The sequence below is a fragment of the Proteus sp. fly-1067 genome (assembly GCF_040139345.1).
In the GTDB taxonomy this organism is placed as follows: Bacteria; Pseudomonadota; Gammaproteobacteria; order Enterobacterales; family Enterobacteriaceae; genus Proteus; species Proteus vulgaris_B.
This window is the reverse complement of record NZ_JBEEUL010000008.1, coordinates 24,803-44,266: the sequence shown is the minus strand read 5'-3', so window position 1 is coordinate 44,266 and position 19,464 is coordinate 24,803. Positions and strand designations below refer to the sequence as shown.

The 19,464-nt window shown below is 40.8% G+C and carries 15 protein-coding genes; 6 read left to right on the top strand and 9 right to left on the bottom strand.

Annotated elements, in window-relative coordinates; genetic code table 11:
- Positions 1–39: 39 nt before the first annotated feature.
- Entirely contained in the window at positions 40–855 is an 816-nt protein-coding gene (locus tag ABN217_RS12015) for an MIP/aquaporin family protein (RefSeq protein ID WP_072070631.1), read from the bottom strand.
- Between the two features lie 294 nt (positions 856–1,149).
- Here ABN217_RS12015 and zapB point away from each other — a divergent pair, with 294 nt between their 5' ends.
- Positions 1,150–1,392, top strand: coding sequence for a cell division protein ZapB (zapB, locus tag ABN217_RS12010; RefSeq protein WP_196554604.1), 243 nt, complete (start codon positions 1,150–1,152; stop codon positions 1,390–1,392).
- 92 nt (positions 1,393–1,484) lie between these two features.
- Here the strand turns inward: zapB and rraA are convergent, their stop codons facing one another.
- From rraA to priA, 7 genes are all read right to left on the bottom strand, one after another.
- Positions 1,485–1,988, bottom strand: a complete 504-nt coding sequence (gene rraA, locus ABN217_RS12005; protein ID WP_072070629.1) for a ribonuclease E activity regulator RraA — start codon at positions 1,986–1,988, stop codon at positions 1,485–1,487.
- A gap of 109 nt (positions 1,989–2,097) precedes the next feature.
- The gene (locus tag ABN217_RS12000; RefSeq protein WP_349459448.1) at positions 2,098–3,015 is read right to left on the bottom strand and encodes a 1,4-dihydroxy-2-naphthoate polyprenyltransferase; all 918 of its coding nucleotides are present in this window, start codon (positions 3,013–3,015) and stop codon (positions 2,098–2,100) included.
- Between the two features lie 97 nt (positions 3,016–3,112).
- Positions 3,113–4,447 (bottom strand): ATP-dependent protease ATPase subunit HslU, encoded by a 1,335-nt coding sequence (gene hslU / locus ABN217_RS11995; protein ID WP_072070627.1) that lies wholly within the window; start codon positions 4,445–4,447, stop codon positions 3,113–3,115.
- Between the two features lie 12 nt (positions 4,448–4,459).
- Entirely contained in the window at positions 4,460–4,990 is a 531-nt protein-coding gene (gene hslV, locus ABN217_RS11990; protein WP_006534149.1) for an ATP-dependent protease subunit HslV, read from the bottom strand.
- Positions 4,991–5,102: 112 nt separating this feature from the next.
- Positions 5,103–5,900, bottom strand: a complete 798-nt coding sequence (locus ABN217_RS11985) for an SPOR domain-containing protein (protein WP_196554603.1) — start codon at positions 5,898–5,900, stop codon at positions 5,103–5,105.
- Positions 5,901–5,970: 70 nt separating this feature from the next.
- Positions 5,971–7,002 carry a DNA-binding transcriptional regulator CytR gene (cytR, locus tag ABN217_RS11980; RefSeq protein ID WP_072070625.1) on the bottom strand — a complete coding sequence of 344 codons (1,032 nt, stop codon included), beginning with the start codon at positions 7,000–7,002 and terminating at the stop codon, positions 5,971–5,973.
- A 305-nt stretch (positions 7,003–7,307) separates the two neighbouring features.
- On the bottom strand, positions 7,308–9,509 hold the full coding sequence (priA, locus tag ABN217_RS11975; RefSeq protein WP_349459447.1) for a primosomal protein N': 2,202 nt from the start codon (positions 9,507–9,509) through the stop codon (positions 7,308–7,310).
- A gap of 203 nt (positions 9,510–9,712) precedes the next feature.
- On the opposite strand from priA, the gene rpmE reads away from it, so the two are divergent.
- The gene (gene rpmE, locus ABN217_RS11970; protein ID WP_006534140.1) at positions 9,713–9,925 is read left to right on the top strand and encodes a 50S ribosomal protein L31; all 213 of its coding nucleotides are present in this window, start codon (positions 9,713–9,715) and stop codon (positions 9,923–9,925) included.
- Between the two features lie 212 nt (positions 9,926–10,137).
- Complete coding sequence (gene yjjJ, locus ABN217_RS11965; RefSeq protein WP_349459483.1) at positions 10,138–11,442, top strand: type II toxin-antitoxin system HipA family toxin YjjJ; 1,305 nt, start codon at positions 10,138–10,140, stop codon at positions 11,440–11,442.
- Between the two features lie 203 nt (positions 11,443–11,645).
- Here the strand turns inward: yjjJ and metJ are convergent, their stop codons facing one another.
- On the bottom strand, positions 11,646–11,963 hold the full coding sequence (gene metJ, locus ABN217_RS11960) for a met regulon transcriptional regulator MetJ (protein ID WP_006534139.1): 318 nt from the start codon (positions 11,961–11,963) through the stop codon (positions 11,646–11,648).
- Positions 11,964–12,246: 283 nt separating this feature from the next.
- On the opposite strand from metJ, the gene metB reads away from it, so the two are divergent.
- The 3 genes from metB (at position 12,247) to ppc (ending at position 19,412) form a co-directional block, all read left to right on the top strand.
- Positions 12,247–13,407 (top strand): cystathionine gamma-synthase, encoded by a 1,161-nt coding sequence (gene metB / locus ABN217_RS11955; RefSeq protein ID WP_349459446.1) that lies wholly within the window; start codon positions 12,247–12,249, stop codon positions 13,405–13,407.
- 9 nt (positions 13,408–13,416) lie between these two features.
- On the top strand, positions 13,417–15,855 hold the full coding sequence (locus ABN217_RS11950; protein ID WP_197269682.1) for a bifunctional aspartate kinase/homoserine dehydrogenase II: 2,439 nt from the start codon (positions 13,417–13,419) through the stop codon (positions 15,853–15,855).
- A gap of 920 nt (positions 15,856–16,775) precedes the next feature.
- Positions 16,776–19,412: a phosphoenolpyruvate carboxylase gene (gene ppc / locus ABN217_RS11945; RefSeq protein WP_349459444.1), complete on the top strand. Its 2,637-nt coding sequence runs from the start codon at positions 16,776–16,778 to the stop codon at positions 19,410–19,412.
- Positions 19,413–19,464: the final 52 nt, after the last annotated feature.

The following is a 19,464-nucleotide window of genomic DNA, read 5'->3' as shown; positions in this document are numbered from 1 at the left end:
AGTAACCTGTTCTGATAATCAACAATCTTGCTCTAAGTATTATTTATCGTCTTCAATTTTGCAGGTATCGCAAGGTAAGTGACGGCCAATTAATTTACGGTAAGCCAATGCACCCAAGATACCACCGATAAATGGAGCAATCATTGGAACTAAGAAATAAGGAATATCACGTCCACCAGTCAGTGCAATATCACCCCAGCCAGCAAAGTACGCAACCAGTTTCGGACCAAAGTCACGGGCAGGGTTTAGGGCGAATCCGGTTAATGGACCAAATGCACCACCAATAACAGCGATTAAAATACCGATTAATAGAGGAGCTAGAGGACCTTTAGGAACCCCGTTACCGTCATCAGTAAGTGCTAAAATTAAGCCAACTAAGATAACGGCGATAATGATTTCGACAACAAAGGCTTGTGCAACAGAAATTTGAGCTGCGGGATAAGTAGAGAATACACCGGCAGTGAAGAGACTTTCTTGTGAGCCTCTGACAATGCCATTAACTTGTTCGTAGTCGAGAAAAACGCTGTAGTACATAAAGTAAACAACAGCAGCAGCAAAGAAGCCACCTAGCATTTGTGCAATAATATAAGGAACAACTTTTCTGCGCTCAAAGCAGGCAAACAACCAAAATGCAACGGTAACAGCAGGGTTCAGGTGAGCACCAGATGTGCCCGCGGTAAGATAAACGGCTAAGGCAACACCCAGCCCCCAGATAATACTTATCTCCCAAAGACCTAGCTGAGCACCAGCGATACGTGCTGCTGCAACACAACCAAGGCCGAAGAAGACTAGCAATGCGGTTCCGATAAACTCAGAAAGACATTGACCTGTAAGAGAGGTTTTCGTCTGGCTCATATATTCTATCCTGAAAGAGGGTTATTTATTGTTAGTATTCTTTTCGAATTGAAAAGATAACTGTAAATTTATCGTTAATGAGCGTAAACGAGAATAAGCGAAATTGAAATTTGTGTGTCTCATCAAGAAAATGAGTGAAAACGCTCTTAATTAGTGACTTGTTCGACATTTGTAATGTGATCTGACCAGTGTTTTTGATAAATTGAAAAAAGAATGTAATTCCACGGAAGATGCTAGACAGTTGTTGATAGGCTACTTACAATCGGAAGTATCGATTATATGGGGGATTACAGTATGTCATTTGAAGTTTTCGAAAAGTTAGAATCAAAAGTACAACAAGCTATTGATACCATCACGTTATTACAGATGGAAATTGAAGAGCTAAAAGAAAAAAATGATGCGCTGAGCCAAGAAGTTCAAGCAACTAAAGGATCGCAAGAAGCGCTTGTTCGTGAAAACGAAGAACTGAAACAAGAGCAATCAAGCTGGCAAGAGCGTTTACGCGCCCTGTTAGGCAAAATGGAAGATGTACAATAATTGTCTTTGTTTTGTCTCTGAAGCCTAAAAACAAAAGCCACCAGACGGTGGCTTTTGTATCTTAAATCATAAGAAAGCAGATAAAAGTAAAATTATTCTTCAATTAAATCTTCATCTAAGCCTAAAGGCTCTTCTGATAAGATAATCCCTGTGTTATCGGCATAAAGATAATCACCAGAGAAGAACGTAACACCGCCAAAATTGACGCGGATATCACTTTCACCAATACCTTCACTTGGGCAACCTGCGGGTATTGCCGCCATGGCTTGAATACCTAAATCAAGCTCTGATAATGCGTCAACTTGACGCACTGCACCGTAAACCACAATACCTTCCCATTCATTAGAAACGGCAAGTTGTGCGAGTTCAGCATCAATTAAGGCTTTACGTACAGAGCCACCGCCATCGACTAAAAGAATACGGCCTTTGCCATTTTCTTCAAGTAAGTCATAAAGCAGGCCATTATCCTCAAAACATTTCACGGTGATGATTTGCCCACTAAAGGCACTTTGACCACCAAAGTTTGAGAAAAGCGGTTCTACGACATTGATATCTTCTTGATAGATATCACAGAGTTCAGAAGTATCATATTTCATAGGAGATTACGTCAGGTTGCCACAGGAAAAGCCAGTATATCCCTTAACAGGGGCTGTTGGCAAAAGACTCACTGAAAATTCAGTGAGTCAAATCAACAATCGGGCTAAATTATTCTAAAACTAAACCTAAAGAGAAGAGCACGTTAGTGAGTAGTGCTGCTTTTACCATATGTTCAAGTAAAGGGCGCATCGCTTCACCAGAATGATCGGCATTAACACGTTTAATATGCAATAAAAGCATTGGTGTTGCGAGTAAGAATAGCCATGCTGTCCAGCGGTGCATATACAAAAGCGTGAAGATAATTAAGCAAGCAATAGAGAGAAAAATGACACAGGTATGGTAAGTTCGTGAGCCAGCAGGGCCTAAGCGAACGGCTAATGTATTCTTACCCGCTTGGGTATCACTTTCTAAATCGCGCATATTGTTAATGTTTAGAACGGCGACAGATAGTAAACCACAGGCTGTAGCTGGAAGTAGGGTGACAATATCGAAGGTGTTAGATTGTAAGTAATAAGTTCCGATGACACTTAGCCAACCAAAGAATATTAAGACAGAAATATCACCTAATCCCATATAGCCATAAGGGCGTCGGCCTACGGTATAGGTAATGGCTGCGACAATGGCGAGTAATCCCATCACTAAGAAGCCAATAGCGTCTTCTGGCTTTTTACAGGCGACAATAATCAGTGCAATACCACAGATACAGGAAATAATAACATTAAGGATCAGCGCTTTTTTCATTTGAGCTGCTGTTATTACGCCTTTTTGCATTCCACGAAGTGGCCCTAAACGCTCTTCTGTATCAGTGCCTTTTACTGCATCACCGTAGTCATTAGCAAGGTTTGATAGAATTTGTAATGTACCCGCTGTCAAAATAGCAAGCAGTGCAATAGGTAGCTCAAAATGCCCCATCCAATACGCTAATGCGGAACCAGTCACAATGGCAATTAACCCTAAAGGCAGTGTTTTGGGTCGTAAACTTTCAAGCCAGGCTTGAGTCCGGCTAGTGGAATTTAGAGAGCTCATGCTGAAATTCGATACTCATGTTCGTTGTTATTATAAAAATAAGAATGGGAGGCAAGCCTCCCACGTAAATATTGCTGATAAGGATCGCACAAGTTGATTATAAAATAAATCGACTCAGATCTTCATCTGCTACAAGCTCATCCAGATGCTGTTTCACATATTCTGCATCAATCAATATAGATTGGCCTTGTCGTTCGCTTGCATCGTAGGAAATTTCTTCCATTAAGCGTTCTAAAACAGTATGTAAACGACGAGCACCGATATTTTCGGTTGTTTCATTTACACGCCATGCTGATTCAGCAATTTTGCGAATACCGTCTTCAGTAAAGCTAATAGAAACCCCTTCGGTTGCCATTAAAGCTTCATACTGTTTTGTTAACGATGCATTAGGCTCTGTAAGAATACGCTCAAAATCTTCTGCTGTCAGCGCTTGAAGTTCAACGCGAATTGGCAGACGTCCTTGCAACTCAGGAATTAAATCAGAAGGACTGGAAACTTGGAAAGCACCTGACGCAATAAACAGGATATGGTCTGTTTTTACCATACCGTGTTTTGTTGAAACTGTACAACCTTCAACCAGTGGTAAGAGGTCACGTTGTACACCCTCACGAGAAACGTCAGGGCCAGAACTTTGACCGCCACGCTTACAGATTTTGTCTACTTCATCAATAAAGACAATACCGTGTTGTTCTACTGCATCAATAGCTTGTTGTTTAAGCTCTTCAGGATTAACTAATTTAGCGGCTTCTTCTTCAACAATCAGCTTAAACGCATCTTTGATTTTCATCTTACGCGCTTTTTGTTTTTGCCCAGCTAAATTTTGGAACATAGATTGTAATTGATTTGTCATCTCTTCCATTCCTGGAGGAGCCATGATTTCAACACCCATTGGTGTTGCAGATAATTCAATTTCAATCTCTTTATCGTCTAATTGACCTTCGCGTAATTTTTTACGGAAAGATTGACGAGCGGCTGAAGGTTCAGAGGCTTGCTCTGTGACACCCCAGTTATTTTTTGCAGGTGGAATAAGTGCATCAAGAATGCGTTCCTCAGCCATTTCCTCAGCACGGAAACGATTTTTATCAATCGCTTGGCTACGCACCATTTTGACCGCAGAGTCGGTTAAGTCACGGATAATAGAATCAACTTCTTTACCCACATAACCCACTTCTGTGAATTTAGTTGCTTCTACTTTGATGAAAGGTGCATTGGCTAATTTTGCTAAACGACGTGCAATTTCAGTTTTACCCACACCAGTAGGGCCAATCATCAGAATATTTTTAGGTGTTACTTCATGGCGCAGCGCTTCGTCGAGCTGCATACGACGCCAGCGGTTACGTAGGGCAATTGCCACAGCGCGTTTCGCTTTATCTTGACCAATAATAAATCTATCAAGTTCGCTGGCTATTTCGCGAGGAGTCATTTCAGACATGCTCTCAAATCCTTACTCTTTTGAAGAGAGTTCTTCAAAGTTGACATTATGGTTAGTGTAAATACAGATATCTCCAGCGATACTCAGCGCTTTTTCAGCGATTTCGCGTGCAGAAAGTTCAGTATTTTCTAGCATAGCTCTTGCCGCTGCTTGTGCATAAGGGCCACCAGAACCGATAGCAATTAAATCGTTTTCTGGTTGAACAACATCACCATTACCCGTGATGATAAGGGATGTGTTTTCATCCGCAACAGCAAGTAGCGCTTCTAATTTGCGTAGCATTCTGTCTGTACGCCAATCTTTTGCTAGCTCTACCGCAGCTTTGGTTAAATGCCCTTGGTGAAGTTCTAATTTGCGTTCAAACAGTTCAAAAAGAGTAAAAGCATCAGCAGTGCCGCCAGCAAATCCCGCAATGACCTTGTCGTTATAAAGACGGCGTACTTTGCGAACATTGCCTTTCATGACGGTATTACCCATCGTCGCCTGTCCATCACCACCGATTACAACTTGGCCCTTACGGCGAACACTTACGATTGTAGTCATGAGTCAGCCCCTGGTTTAATCAATAAAAATGAGACGGGAAGTAGCTATATTTGAAATACAGCACTGCCCGTAATGTGAATTAGAATTATAGGTGGGGGAGAAAATTTATTTTTCAACCCCCAGAAGAGCGAAGAATACAACCTGATACGCCAGCACCGGCGGCTTGTCTACTTACTGAATTGGCTTGTTCTTTACTGTAAGGGCCTGATAATACGCGTATCCAGCCATCATTGCCTTTTGTTACTCGACTTTCAACGCCAGAAAAAGCCAGTGTTGCTCTTACTGATTCAGCTTGCTCTGTCTTTTTAAATGAGCCACATTGCACTAAAAATTTTGCTTCAATAACAGCAGGTTTAGGCGGTGTAACAACAGTAGGTGCAGGCGCTTGCTCTGGTTGAGCCTGTGTTGGTTGTTGAACAACAGAAGGCTGGGGTGTTGCTGGTGGTGTTACTATCACTTGCGAGCGCGGAACTTCCCCATTGTAAGGGACTTCGGGTAACTGAACAGCAGGTTGACGTTTATCTGCTTCAATTTGTTGTAAAAATCGTAGCTGCTCAGGTGAAAGTGTTGCTTTCGGATTAATCTGGCTACCTGAAGAGGGCGATTCGGGCAATAAAGGTGTGCCCACCTGACGATTTTCCAGTTCTTTAATGTACTGCCAACGCTCTTGCGGTTTAGGCGGTAAACTATTCGCTGGATGCTGCCCAGTGATTGCTGGTTCTGTTTCTACGGCTTCTTTTTTATTATGCGTAATAAAATAGAGGCCGCCGATAAACAGCGCCACAATTGCGATTGCCGTGATAAGTGTTGTTAAAGGCAACCCTTTAGCAGCCTTTTTACTTTTACTTTTCGTTGTTTTTTTGCGACGAGCAGATGTCTGCCCTCGTCCCACATAGTCTCGTTGTGCCACAGTTCGATTCGCTGATAATTAAAGGAATTGGTATCACGAACGATATGTTACTTAACATAGTGTGTTTTGCCTAGCTTTTAAGCTGACAGACACTATCTCTTATAATTAGCTCGCAATCTAATAAACGAGAACCAGGTGCAACAGGTCTACCTTGTAATTGATCGAGCAATAACAACATAGATTGACGTCCAATTTCATAACGAGGTTGTTCCATCGTAGTTAGTGCGGGTTCGCTATAACGTGTGATATCAAGATTATCAAAACCAATTACAGAGAGATCTCTTGGTAGCTCCAATCCTAATTTTTTAGCCTGCCACATCACACCAATTGCCATAATATCGCTATGGCAAAATACGGCTGTCGGTGGTTCAGGTAAAGAAATTAGCTTTTTCAGACTTTCTGCACCGCTTTCATGGGTAAAATCACCACGAATAATATAATCTTCACGTAAAGGTACACCTGTTCTACGCATTGCTTGAATATAGCCTTGCAAACGATAACGGCATAAAGGCATATCTTCAGGACCTGTAATACAAGCAATACGCTTATGCCCCATTTGTTGTAAATAGTGCGTTGCTCTAAAAGATGCAGTGAGATTATCGATATGAACAGTAGGTAATTCGAGCTCAGGCGCAAATTCATTCGCCATAATCATTGGAGGCAAATTTTTTTGCTCTTCTTTGGAAACATCAAAAGGAATATGTGAACCAAGAAGCAACATACCATCAATTTGTTTGGTGATAATGAGATTAATAAATGCATTTTCGTGTTTTTGCTGATGTTTGCAATCACCAATAAGAACGAGATAACCATGTTGTGCCGCAGTTTCTTCAATGCCACACACAACATCAGTAAAAAAAGGATCACTGATGTTAGGGACGATCACAAGGATCGTTTTTGACTCATTGCGCTTAAGATTTTTTGACAGGTTATGTGGGTAATAGCCCACGTCAAGAACAGCCTGTTCAACTTTCTGACGGGTTTGTGAGGATACTTTTTCCGGATTCATTAAAGTACGTGACACAGTTGCTGTGGACACGCCGGCTGCAAGGGCAACATCTTTCATTGTTGCTTGCGTATTATCTTTATTATTCTGTTGCAAACCCCATACCTCCCTTTTGGATGGTTTAGTTAAACGATTGCTTTTTTATTTGCAAAAAAACCGCCGGTGTTCAAAAAAAGATTTTATCGACGGTTTTAATTCGAGAAATATTCTAAATTGTTATTCTACCCGCTTTTTAAATAGATACTGTTACCTAGTTTGCATAAAAAGTGTGATACCAATCGTTTTTATGAGTTAGTTCGCAAAATTGATAAATAGTCTTGAACTGTAACTAGTATTTAATCAGAATTTTATTATCAACATAAATGTGGCTAAAATATATTCAAATAGATATAAATAGACGATCAACAATCTGTTGGGTCAACATCAATATTCCATTTTACTTTCTTACTTTCAGGTAAAGCCACAATTTGAGGATAAGTGACAGACATTAATTTTTGTAAATAACCCCGCGAAGGATGTTGTAGTAATAATTGCCAACGATAGTTCCCTCCACGTTTAGCTTGAATAGCAGGAACAGGCCCCATAACCCATAAATGGGGATCTCGCATTGGGTGCTGTTCAAAAAACTGTTTGAGTTGCCGTAAAAATTGAGGCGCACGTTGGTTATTATGATCTTCTGAACGGATCATTATATGGCTGGAATAAGGCGGTAAGAAGGTGGCTTGTCGCTCTTGTAAGGCTTCTTTGGTAAAAGCATCATAGCCTTTCTCTAATAGCGTTAATAAAAGTGGGTGATCAGGTTGGTGAGTTTGTAAATATACGGCGCCTTGCTTACCTGCTCGGCCAGCACGACCTGATACTTGTGTATAAAGCTGGGCAAAGCGTTCGGCCGCGCGAAAATCACTGGAGAACAGAGCGCCATCAACATCCAATAAAGCCACTAAAGTCACATCCGGAAAATGATGCCCTTTGGCTAGCATTTGTGTACCAATAAGAATGCGGGAGCCACCTTGGTAAATATCTTCAAGTTGTTGCTCTAAGGCCCCTTTACGGCTGGTGGTATCCTTATCAATTCGTGTTACAGGCGTATCAGGAAATAACTCACCAATCCCTTGCTCAAGTTGCTCTGTTCCTAACCCTACAGGCATTAAATTAGTTGAACCACATTGTGGGCATTGCGCTGGAATTCGTCGTTGACTATCACATTGATGGCAACGCAACATGCCATGTTTTTGATGTAGTGTGTAATAGTGATCACAGCGAGGACATTCTGCTATCCACCCGCATTCATGGCATAACAATGCGGGTGAAAATCCGCGACGATTTAAAAAGAGCATGGCTTGGTTTCCTGCATTCAGATGCTCTTTTATCGCTTTAATAAGAATAGGAGACAGCCCTGTTGTAAGTGGTTGTCCTTTTAAGTCAATCAAGTGTTCGGTTGCTGGCTTCGCATTGCCTGCTCGTTGGGTGAGTGTTAATTGCTGATATTTCTTTTGTTCAACATTAAAACTGGTCTCAATTGATGGCGTTGCTGTTCCCATCACAATAGGAATATTTTCTTGTTTTGCACGGAATACCGCTAAATCACGAGCATGGTAACGCCAACCATCTTGTTGTTTATAAGAGCCGTCGTGCTCTTCATCGATAATAATAATACCAAGATGTTGAAAAGGAGTAAGAAGTGCTGAACGTGTGCCAATAATAATTGCATTATCACCACGCTTGGCTCGTAACCAAACGGCTAAACGTTCTGTATCATTTAATCCAGAATGTAAAACATCTACAGGGGCATTAAAACGGGCTTTAAAACGACGAATAGTTTGAGGTGTTAAGCCAATTTCAGGTACTAGAACTAAGGCTTGCTTACCTTGTGCGAGAATTTTTTCTAATACACTTAAATAAACTTCTGTTTTGCCTGAACCAGTGATCCCTAATAATAACCAAGGTGAGAATTGATCAGCTTGAGCCGTAATGGCACCAACCGCGATAGCTTGTTCAGTATTTAATTTAAATCGTTCGCCTTGCACTGCAAAATCATTGTGCCAATGTATGGGGGCCGGTTGTATTGGGCGTAAGTCTGCAAACTCTTTCTTCTTTAGGTTATTGAGTGTTGCCGTGGTGATATCGAATTCATCAAGCTGGTGCCGATATAAAGGTGTACGACGAAGTGCTGCTAAGGCTTGTTGTTGTTTTTTCGCCCCTTTTAAACTGTTAAGGTCGAGATTAGCTCCCTCTTCTGTGGCATACCATTGCCATAACGGAGTAAATTCAGCCGGTTTGCCTTGTCGTAATAAAATAGGTATGGCATGAAATAATACTTCTCCTAAAGGGTAGTGATAATATGCGGAAGCCCAATTTAACATATCCCACAGTACACCCGGGAAGAGTGTTTCAGTGTCGAGAATTTCCTCAATAGGTTTTAGCTTTTCGATAGGAAACTCACTATGTGTGCTGAGCCCTTTGACAATGCCAAGAGAACGGCGTTTATTCCCAAAAGGAACAATCACCCGACTGCCAATAACAGGCGCATTGATCTCTTCTGGTAACAGATAATCAAAGGAGGAGAACAGTGGTACAGGTAAAATTACCTGAACTATAGTCATATCAGGGTTTCCGAGTGTTTTAGCGAAAAGGTAGCGTTAAGAATATCACAAAAAGTGTGCAGATTTCATTGCGCGTTTAGTGGATATTCTGTATGATCCGCCCCCTTTGGTAGATAAATTACCAGACACTTAATTTCAATCAACACGACGTGTGGTGTTCGGCTGTGGGCTGAATGGCGACACGGCCTTAGTAGAGGTTTTCCATGCAAAAAGATATCCATCCTAAATACGAAGAAATTACTGCATCTTGTTCTTGCGGTAACGTTATGAAAATCAACTCCACAGCAGGTCACAACCTGAATCTGGACGTTTGTGATAAATGCCACCCATTCTATACTGGTAAACAACGTGATGTTGCAACCGGTGGTCGTGTTGATCTGTTCAACAAACGTTTCAAAATCCCAGGCAGCAAATAAGATATTTGTTGTCACAAGATATCAGCAAAGTCTAATATCTTGCGGACAGTTTGGAATTGAAAAAAAGCCCAAAGTTTTTGCTTTGGGCTTTTTTTATGGGTAAAGCCTTTTCTTTTTAGATAACGGTTTTGGTAGTGACAAGCCAGATTACAACTGATAAGTTATCTATTCACAAATCTATTCATTTATCTATTCATAAAGTAATTAATGCCATGACAATACGCTCTGAAATGATACGAAAAATACTACGTAATGGGCCTAGTGCATCAAGACAACTTACTGATATTATGAATATTAGTCAGCCAACATTGTCACGGGCATTAAATACTCTGAGTGATGATATTGTTCGGATTGGTTCTGGATCTTCTATTCAATATGCTTTACGTGATATTTTCCGTGGGTTCAATTCAGTACCTATTTATCGCATAAATGAAGAAGGTAAAGTTAAGCCTCTAGGTAAACTGACGCCAGTTTTCCCAGAAGGTTTTGTTATGGAGCGGATAGATAATGTGAACCGATATAGTGAAGGTTTGCCGTGGTGGTTATTGGATATGCGTCCCCAAGGATATCTTGGGAGAGCTTATGCTTCTGCTTATTCGTCTAAGCTTGGTTTGCCCCAAAATCCAGATCGTTGGTCTGATACAGATATAATCAGAGCTTTACTGGCTCATGGGCATGATGCTGTGGGAAATTTGCTAATAGGAGAGCAAGCTAGAGATCAATTTCTGGGTATGCAGACACCAAAAATTGTTGAGCGCGCTAAAACTTACCCCACATTAGCACGAGCTGTTAGTTCGGGAGAGGATCTTGGTTCATCCGCAGGTGGGGAACAGCCCAAATTTTGCACCTATACAGAGAAAGGCCATGTTATCGTAAAATTTACAGCTTCCGATGATAACGCAGTTAGTGAGCGTTGGCGTGATCTGCTTCAAGCTGAGCATCTTGCATTAAAAGTGCTTGGAGTTGAAACGGAAGTTTTTGATTTTGAAGGACAACGCTTCCTTGAAATTCCACGATTTGATCGTGTAGGTTCACTAGGTCGCATAGGACTTTTTTCTTTACAGGCACTAGATGCTGAGTTTATAGGACGGGCAAGAGAGCCTTGGCCTGTGTTAGTTAATGAGCTAATTAAGCAAAAACGTGTTCATCCTGATGCTGCGATTAGCACAGCACGCCGCTGGGCATTTGGTATGTTGATTGGAAATACTGATATGCACCATGGCAATTTATCATTTATCAGTAGCCATGGTCGCCCATATGCGCTTTCACCTGCCTACGATATTTTACCAATGGGATTTGCGCCTAAGTCTGGTGGTGAAATAGTTAATACGCTTCGCCCAGTAACATTACTTGATGGGATCAGCGGTGAAATCTGGCAGGAATGTTTAGAGTTAGCCGAGCAGTTTTATACTTTAGCTAATAGCTGTAATTGTTTTTCCGACAATTTTTCGCCATGCCTTAAGGCATTACGTAGTCATCTTGATGAAGCAAGTTCGCGTATATCTCGCCTAGGATAATGATAAATAGACTTAAAAAATTAAGTTAAGATAATGCATTGCTGTGTTTGATGCAGATAACTGATGGGAAAAATCTTCGATGTATATCTAAATAACCCCCTTCGAGTAAAACCAAGGGGGTTGTCATAATCTGAAGCCCAAAGTTTTGCTTTGGGCTTTTTTGTTCGTGTTAATCAAGCAATGAGTCAATAAATTGACGCTGATTAATACTCCCAAGTATCGGGATCAACCCCGCGCTGGCGCATTATTTCTTTTGCCTCTTCAGGGATTTCATCGTTACGTTCTTTACGTAAGTCTTCATCATTTGGGAGAGGCTGTCCGGTAAATGCGTGCAAAAATGCTTCACACAATAATTCACTATTGGTTGCATGTTTTAGGTTATTAACCTGACGGCGAGTGCGTTCATCAGTCAAAATTTTTAACACTTTCAAAGGAATTGAAACTGTAATTTTTTTTACTTGCTCACTCTTTTTGCCATGCTCAGCGTAAGGGCTGATATATTCACCGTTCCATTCAGCCATGGATTACCTTAATTAATATCATTTAGTTGAAGTCAGAATAGGGGAAAACCCACATTCTGATGGGCGATGCCAGTTTATCATGACTTTTCTAAAACCACCGACTCTTCTGACTGAAGATGAGAGAAAAAGCAATTATCACTGGCGATATCCTTAATTCATGTATTATTCCATTACTTAATCTATCCGTAAAGGAGTTTAGATGTCTAGATGTGTTGACGTCTTGGTGTCTAATTGGATATGCTGTTGTCGACTTCCCCACTTATCTCTGTGACAAGGTGCCTGTATGACGAAGAAAACAGCAACAATTGCTATCCATAATGGGCTAAATGAAGACTCACAATTTGGTTGTGTAGTACCGCCTATCTATCTTTCTAGTACCTATAATTTTTTAGAATTTAATCAGCCTCGCGAACATGATTATTCTCGCCGTGGCAATCCCACTCGCGATATGGTGCAAAAAGCATTAGCTGAGCTAGAAGGTGGCGTAGGCGCAGTTGTCACAAGTAGTGGAATGTCAGCAATTCATTTAATTTGCACAGTTTTTCTTAAACCAGGTGATGTCATTGTTGCACCTCATGACTGTTATGGGGGGAGTTATCGTCTGTTTAATAGTCAACAAGAACGTGGCGCTTATCGTGTCATTTTTGTTGATCAAAATGATGATGTCGCATTACAACAAGCTTTAGCTCACAAGCCTAAAATTGTTTTTATTGAGACTCCTAGCAACCCATTACTGAGAATAACGGATATTCGAAAGATCAGCGAATTGGCTCATCATCAAGGAGCTTTAGTGGTGGCGGATAACACTTTTATGAGTCCTGTTTTGCAAAAGCCACTAACATTAGGCGCAGATATTGTTGTGCATTCCTGCACAAAATACCTTAACGGGCATTCTGATATTGTGGCAGGTGTTGTTATCTGTCAGAGTCAGAAATTGCTTGAGGAGTTAAGCTGGTGGGCAAATAATATCGGTGTTACATCTGGCGCGTTTGATAGCTATTTATTATTACGAGGTATAAGAACACTCGTGCCACGAATTCGACTTCAACAAGAAAATGCACAGGCATTAGTGGCATTTTTACAGACACAACCTTTAGTCGAGAAAATATATTACCCCGCACTGGAAAATCATGCAGGCCATCAAATAGCAAAAAAACAGCAGCAAGGTTTCGGTGCGATGTTAAGTTTTGAGTTAAAAGGGGGATTGGCAGTGATTAAACTCTTTTTATCTCAATTAACACTCTTTACACTGGCAGAATCTTTAGGTGGGGTAGAAACCTTAATTTGTCACCCTGCCACGATGACACATGCAGGTATGTCAGAAGAGGCGAAAATAACAGCAGGAATAAGTTCCTCATTACTTCGTATCTCAGTAGGCATTGAAGATAGTCAGGATTTAATTAACGATTTGCAAAGTGCGTTTGATGCAGCAACTAAAAGGTAACCATGGATCATGAGCGTAGTGGCAATTAAACAACAGGCGGAACCGATTTGCCGCCAGTTACATAAATTCGGTGGTAGCAGTCTTGCAGACATAAAATGTTATCAACGTGTCGTGAATATCATGACAAACTATAGCCAACCTAATGATCTTATGGTTGTTTCAGCAGCAGGTTCAACAACTAATCAGCTAATTAGCTGGCTCAAACTAAGTCAAAGTGATCGCATTTCAGCGCATCAAGTTCAGCAAACATTACGACGTTACCAATTATCCTTAATCGAAGGACTTCTTTCAAAAGAAAATGCCGAACTTCTTTCTCAATCCTTTATTGCTGATCTCGAACGTTTGAGTTATTTGCTTGATAAGCCTATTACAGATGCGACTTATGCCGAAGTTGTCGGTCATGGTGAAATTTGGTCTGCGAAATTAATGGCAAAATTACTGACTGAACAAGGTTTACCGAGTGTTTGGTTAGACGCTCGTGAATTTCTGTGTGCAGAAAGAGCCGCACAACCTCAAGTAAACGAAACGTTATCTCGACCATTATTGCAATCACTATTAGCCAAGCATCCTGAAAGCCGTTTTGTAGTAACGGGTTTTATTAGTCGTAACCAACAAGGTGAAACCGTTTTACTGGGTCGTAACGGTAGTGACTACTCAGCGACACAAGTCGGTGCGTTAGCTGATGTCGGAAAAGTAACCATTTGGAGTGATGTTGCAGGGGTATATAGCGCTGATCCACGTAAAGTTAAAGATGCCTGCTTATTACCTTTATTACGCTTAGATGAAGCCAGTGAATTGGCGCGTTTAGCCGCTCCAGTTTTACATACACGGACATTGCAACCCGTGTCAGGTAGTAACATTGATTTGCAACTTCGTTGTAGTTATCAACCAGAGCAGGGTTCTACTCGCATAGAACGTGTCTTAGCATCAGGAACTGGCGCTAAGATAGTCACAAGCCATGACGATGTTTGTTTAATTGAGCTACAACTCTCTTCTCATCAAAATTTTGAGCAAGTAGCAAAAGAAGTTGATGAATTGCTTAAGCGTGCGCAAATTCGTCCTTTAGCAACGGGTGTGGATAAAGATAGCCAACTTTTACAACTTTGTTATACCAGTGAAGTGGCTAACAGTGCGTTAGATGTATTACAAGATGCAGTTTTGCCGGGTAAATTACATTTACGTGAAGGGTTTTCTTTAGTGGCGTTAGTTGGGGCCGGTGTGTGTAAAAATCCACTGCATTGCCACCGTTTTTATCAGCAACTTAAAGATCAACCGGTTGAATTTATTTGGCATGCTGAAGATAACATCAGCTTAGTTGCTGTATTGCGCAATTATACTGAGCATCTATTACAAGGTTTACACCAAACATTATTTAGAGCTGAAAAACAAATTGGTTTAGTGCTGTTTGGTAAAGGCAATATTGGCTCTCGTTGGTTAGAGCTTTTTGCTCGAGAACAAGAGCCGTTATCCGCACGCAGTGATTTTGAATTTATTCTTGCTGGTGTCGTTGATAGTCGCCGTAGTTTACTTGATTATCAAGGCATTGATCCTAGTCGTGCCTTGGCTTTCTTTGATGAAGAAGCAACAGAACATACTGAAGAATCACTTTATCTTTGGATGAGAGCACATCCTTATGATGATTTAGTGATTGTTGATATTACAGCGAATGAGTCCCTTGCTGCATCTTATGAAGATTTTGCCAGCTATGGTTTTCATGTTATTAGCGCTAATAAAATTGCAGGCTCTGCATCAAGTTTGCGCTATCGCACCACACGAGACGCCTTCTCTAAAACTGGCCGTCATTGGCTATATAACGCCACTGTAGGCGCAGGTTTACCGATTAACTATACAGTGCGCGATTTACGTGAAAGTGGCGATTCTATTTTATCAATTAGTGGTATTTTTTCAGGTACATTATCGTGGTTATTCTTACAATTTGATGGCTCTGTGCCGTTTAGTGAATTGGTAGAACAAGCATGGCAACAAGGGTTAACAGAGCCTGATCCGCGAATTGATTTATCAGGACAAGATGTAATGCGTAAGCTGGTTATTCTTGCTCGTGAAGCGGGTTATGACATCGAGCCAGAGCAAGTACGAGTTGAATCTTTAGTGCCTGTACAAGCTGAAACGGGGTCGCTAGAAGAGTTCTTTGATAACAGCGCGTTGATCAATGAGCAGATGGCACAGCGATTAGCCGCAGCAAATGAAATGGATATGGTATTGAGGTATATCGCGCGTTTTGATGCCAATGGAAAAGCCAAGGTGGGTGTGGAAGCAGTGAGAAAAGATCATCCACTGGCATCATTGTTACCTGGAGATAATTTGTTTGCGATTGAAAGTCGTTGGTATCGTGATAACCCATTGGTCATAAGAGGGCCGGGAGCAGGAAGAGATGTGACCGCTGGCGCAATTCAATCAGATTTAAACCGCCTTTCTCAATTACTATAATTTAATTATTTATTTTTTATTAAGGTTATCAGCGAGTTATTTTGTGCTGATAACCTTTTGTCATTTTTGTGTCATATCACTCAATTTTTTTAAATTCATTGGCTATACTTGAAGTATCTCTAGTCACAAAGGAGCGATTGATGTCAAAAGTAGTAAGACAGATTGTCCCACTAAGAAATGAAATGACGGAGGTGAACCATCAAGCTAAAGAGAACTATTGTCAGTAGCTCATGATGTGAAATTTAAGCGTCTTGAGTGGAAGTTGAAGTACAGTTACAACGTGTTTGAACGTTATTAAGAGTACAATTCGATTTACCACGTGTTTTACAACAGACAATTTAATTTACTGAAAAAACAATTCGTTATTCTTAATTTAAAGCGCTGATTTTTCAGCGCTTTATTCATTTTTATCTTATGAAAATTTTAATCGGAAAATTTAATCGAGTAAAAATGTAAAAGATAAGGAAATAAAGAGATGAGATAGCGCTATTGGCTATAACACATCAGAGAAATAAGCTAAAAAGCAAAAACAGACCAGACAAATTATCAATATTAAAAAAAATCATCTAAATTTTTCGCCAGATAAATTTTCATATATTCTCTCCTTTCTAGTAAAAAACTCTTCTTAGTAGATAAGAAACGAAAAAATGTCCTTATTCTTGGCAAAATTGAGCCAAAACAACACGAATATTAGCCATTCTTATAAGACTAAAGTCGTAATTAAATTTCAGAAAAATCCCCCAAAACGATTATTTTCTGATATGAATAGTAGGCTAAGTAAAAAAAGCAGTGTGGCTTATCACAAAAATCAAAATAAAGTCACATTAGAAATGAAAGTTAATTACACAACTGGGAGGACATGACTTTTCTAATAGGAAGATGCATGTTGTTACCGCCACAAAGACAAGGTCAGGAGTCTCATGAATCAACAATATTCTGCTATGCGTAGCAATGTCAGTATGCTTGGCAAGCTACTTGGAGATACGATAAAAGAAGCACTTGGTGAAGAAATTTTAGATAAGGTTGAATCTATTCGAAAATTATCTAAATCATCACGAGCGGGTAATGAAGTACAGCGACAAAAGCTGTTACTCACGTTACAGAATCTCTCTAATGATGAATTATTACCCGTTGCTAGAGCATTCAATCAATTCTTGAACCTGACGAATGTAGCCGAACAATACCATAGCATTTCACCTCATGGTGAAGCCGCGAGTAATCCGGTGGCATTGGCAAAATTAATCTCTCGACTGAAAGATAAAAATTTTACGGATGCACAATTAAAAGAAGCCGTAGAACAAATCTCTATTGAACTGGTATTAACGGCGCATCCAACTGAAATTGCACGTCGTACACTGATCCATAAGCTGGTTGAAGTGAATACTTGTTTATCTCAACTCGACCATGATGATTTAGCCGATTATGAACGCACGAATATTATGCGTCGCTTACGCCAGTTAGTTGCTCAATCATGGCACACAGATGAAATTAGAAAAATCCGTCCAACGCCAATTGATGAAGCAAAATGGGGTTTTGCTGTTGTTGAAAATAGTTTATGGGAAGGCGTGCCCGCTTTCTTACGTGAATTTAATGAACAGCTTAAAGAATCGATAGATTACAACTTACCTGTAGAAGCCTCACCTATTCGTTTTACATCATGGATGGGAGGAGACCGTGATGGTAACCCAAACGTTACAGCTGAGATCACACGCCACGCCTTACTATTAAGCCGTTGGAAAGCCGCTGATTTATTCTTAAATGATATCCAAGTCCTTGTTTCAGAACTTTCGATGACAGAAAGTACACCTGAATTACGTGAATTGGCGGGTGGTGCTGATGTTGCAGAGCCTTATCGTGAAATTGCTAAACAGTTACGCACTCGCTTACAAGTGACTCGTGATTATTTAGAACAACGTATTAAAGGCCAACAATCTTTACCACCTGAAGGGCTATTAATTGATAATGCAGAGCTTTGGGAACCACTGTATGCGTGTTATCAATCGCTGACTCAGTGCGGTATGCGTATTATTGCCAATGGGCAACTGTTGGATACATTACGTCGTATCCGTTGTTTTGGCTTACAACTGGTTAAACTGGATATTCGCCAAGAAAGTACCAATCATACGGAAGCGCTCTCTGAATTAACACAATATTTAGAGTTGGGCGATTATGCAACTTGGTCGGAAGAACAAAAGCAAACATTCTTACTAGAAGAATTAAACTCTAAGCGCCCTCTTATTCCTACAAATTGGCAGCCTAGTGCTCCGACACAAGAAGTATTTGAGACTTACCGTGTTATTGCACAATCACCAAAAGATTCTATCGCGTCTTATGTTATCTCAATGGCAAAAGTGCCTTCTGATGTATTAGCAGTAAAACTTTTATTAAAAGAAGCGGGTGCGGATATTCGCTTACCTGTTGCTCCGTTATTTGAAACACTTGAAGATTTAAATAACGCTGAAAGCGTGATGACGCGTTTGTTTGATATTCCGTGGTACCGCGATTTAATTGATGATAAGCAAATGGTGATGATTGGCTATTCAGACTCTGCAAAAGATGCAGGTGTGATGGCTGCGTCATGGGCACAATATCGTGCTCAAGATTCGTTGATCAAGCTCTGTGAAAAATCAGGTGTAACATTAACACTATTTCATGGACGTGGCGGTACTATTGGTCGTGGCGGTGCACCCGCTCATGCAGCATTACTTTCTCAACCACCGGGAAGCCTGAAAGGTGGCCTGCGTGTAACTGAGCAAGGTGAAATGATCCGCTTTAAGTTTGGTTTGCCACAAGTGACAATCAGTAGCCTTGCTCACTATGCTGGCGCGATTTTAGAAGCGAATTTATTGCCACCACCAGAGCCCAAAGCCCCTTGGATTGAAGTGATGGATTCATTGTCTGACGTTTCTTGTGCAATGTATCGTGATTATGTTCGAGGGCAAGAAGACTTTGTGCCTTACTTTAGGGCGGCAACCCCAGAAGGGGAATTAGGAAAATTACCTCTTGGCTCACGTCCTGCCAAACGTCGCCCAACGGGCGGCGTTGAAACATTACGTGCTATCCCGTGGATCTTCGCGTGGACACAAAATCGCTTAATGTTACCTGCTTGGTTAGGCGCTGGTGCTGCATTACAGCATGAAATCGATAGCGGAAAACAAACGGTATTAGACGATATGTGTGAGAACTGGCCGTTCTTCAATACACGTATTGCTATGTTGGAAATGGTGTATGCCAAAGCAGATTTATGGTTAGCGGAATATTATGATCAACGTTTAGTTGAAGAGCGTTTATGGCCATTAGGAGCGAAATTACGCCAACAACTTTCTGATGATATTAAGAGTGTCTTGGCAATTTCAAAAGATGAGCATTTAATGGCGGATTTACCATGGGTAGCGGAATCTATTGCACTACGTAATGTGTATACCGATCCATTAAACGTACTTCAGGCTGAATTATTACAGCGCTCTCGTACTCATAGCGAGTCTGATCCCCGTATTGAACAAGCGCTAATGGTGACGATTGCCGGTATTGCAGCGGGTATGCGTAATACTGGTTAGTGCTGAGCGAGTTAAAAATGAAAAACAGCGCTTAATTAGGCGCTGTTTTTTT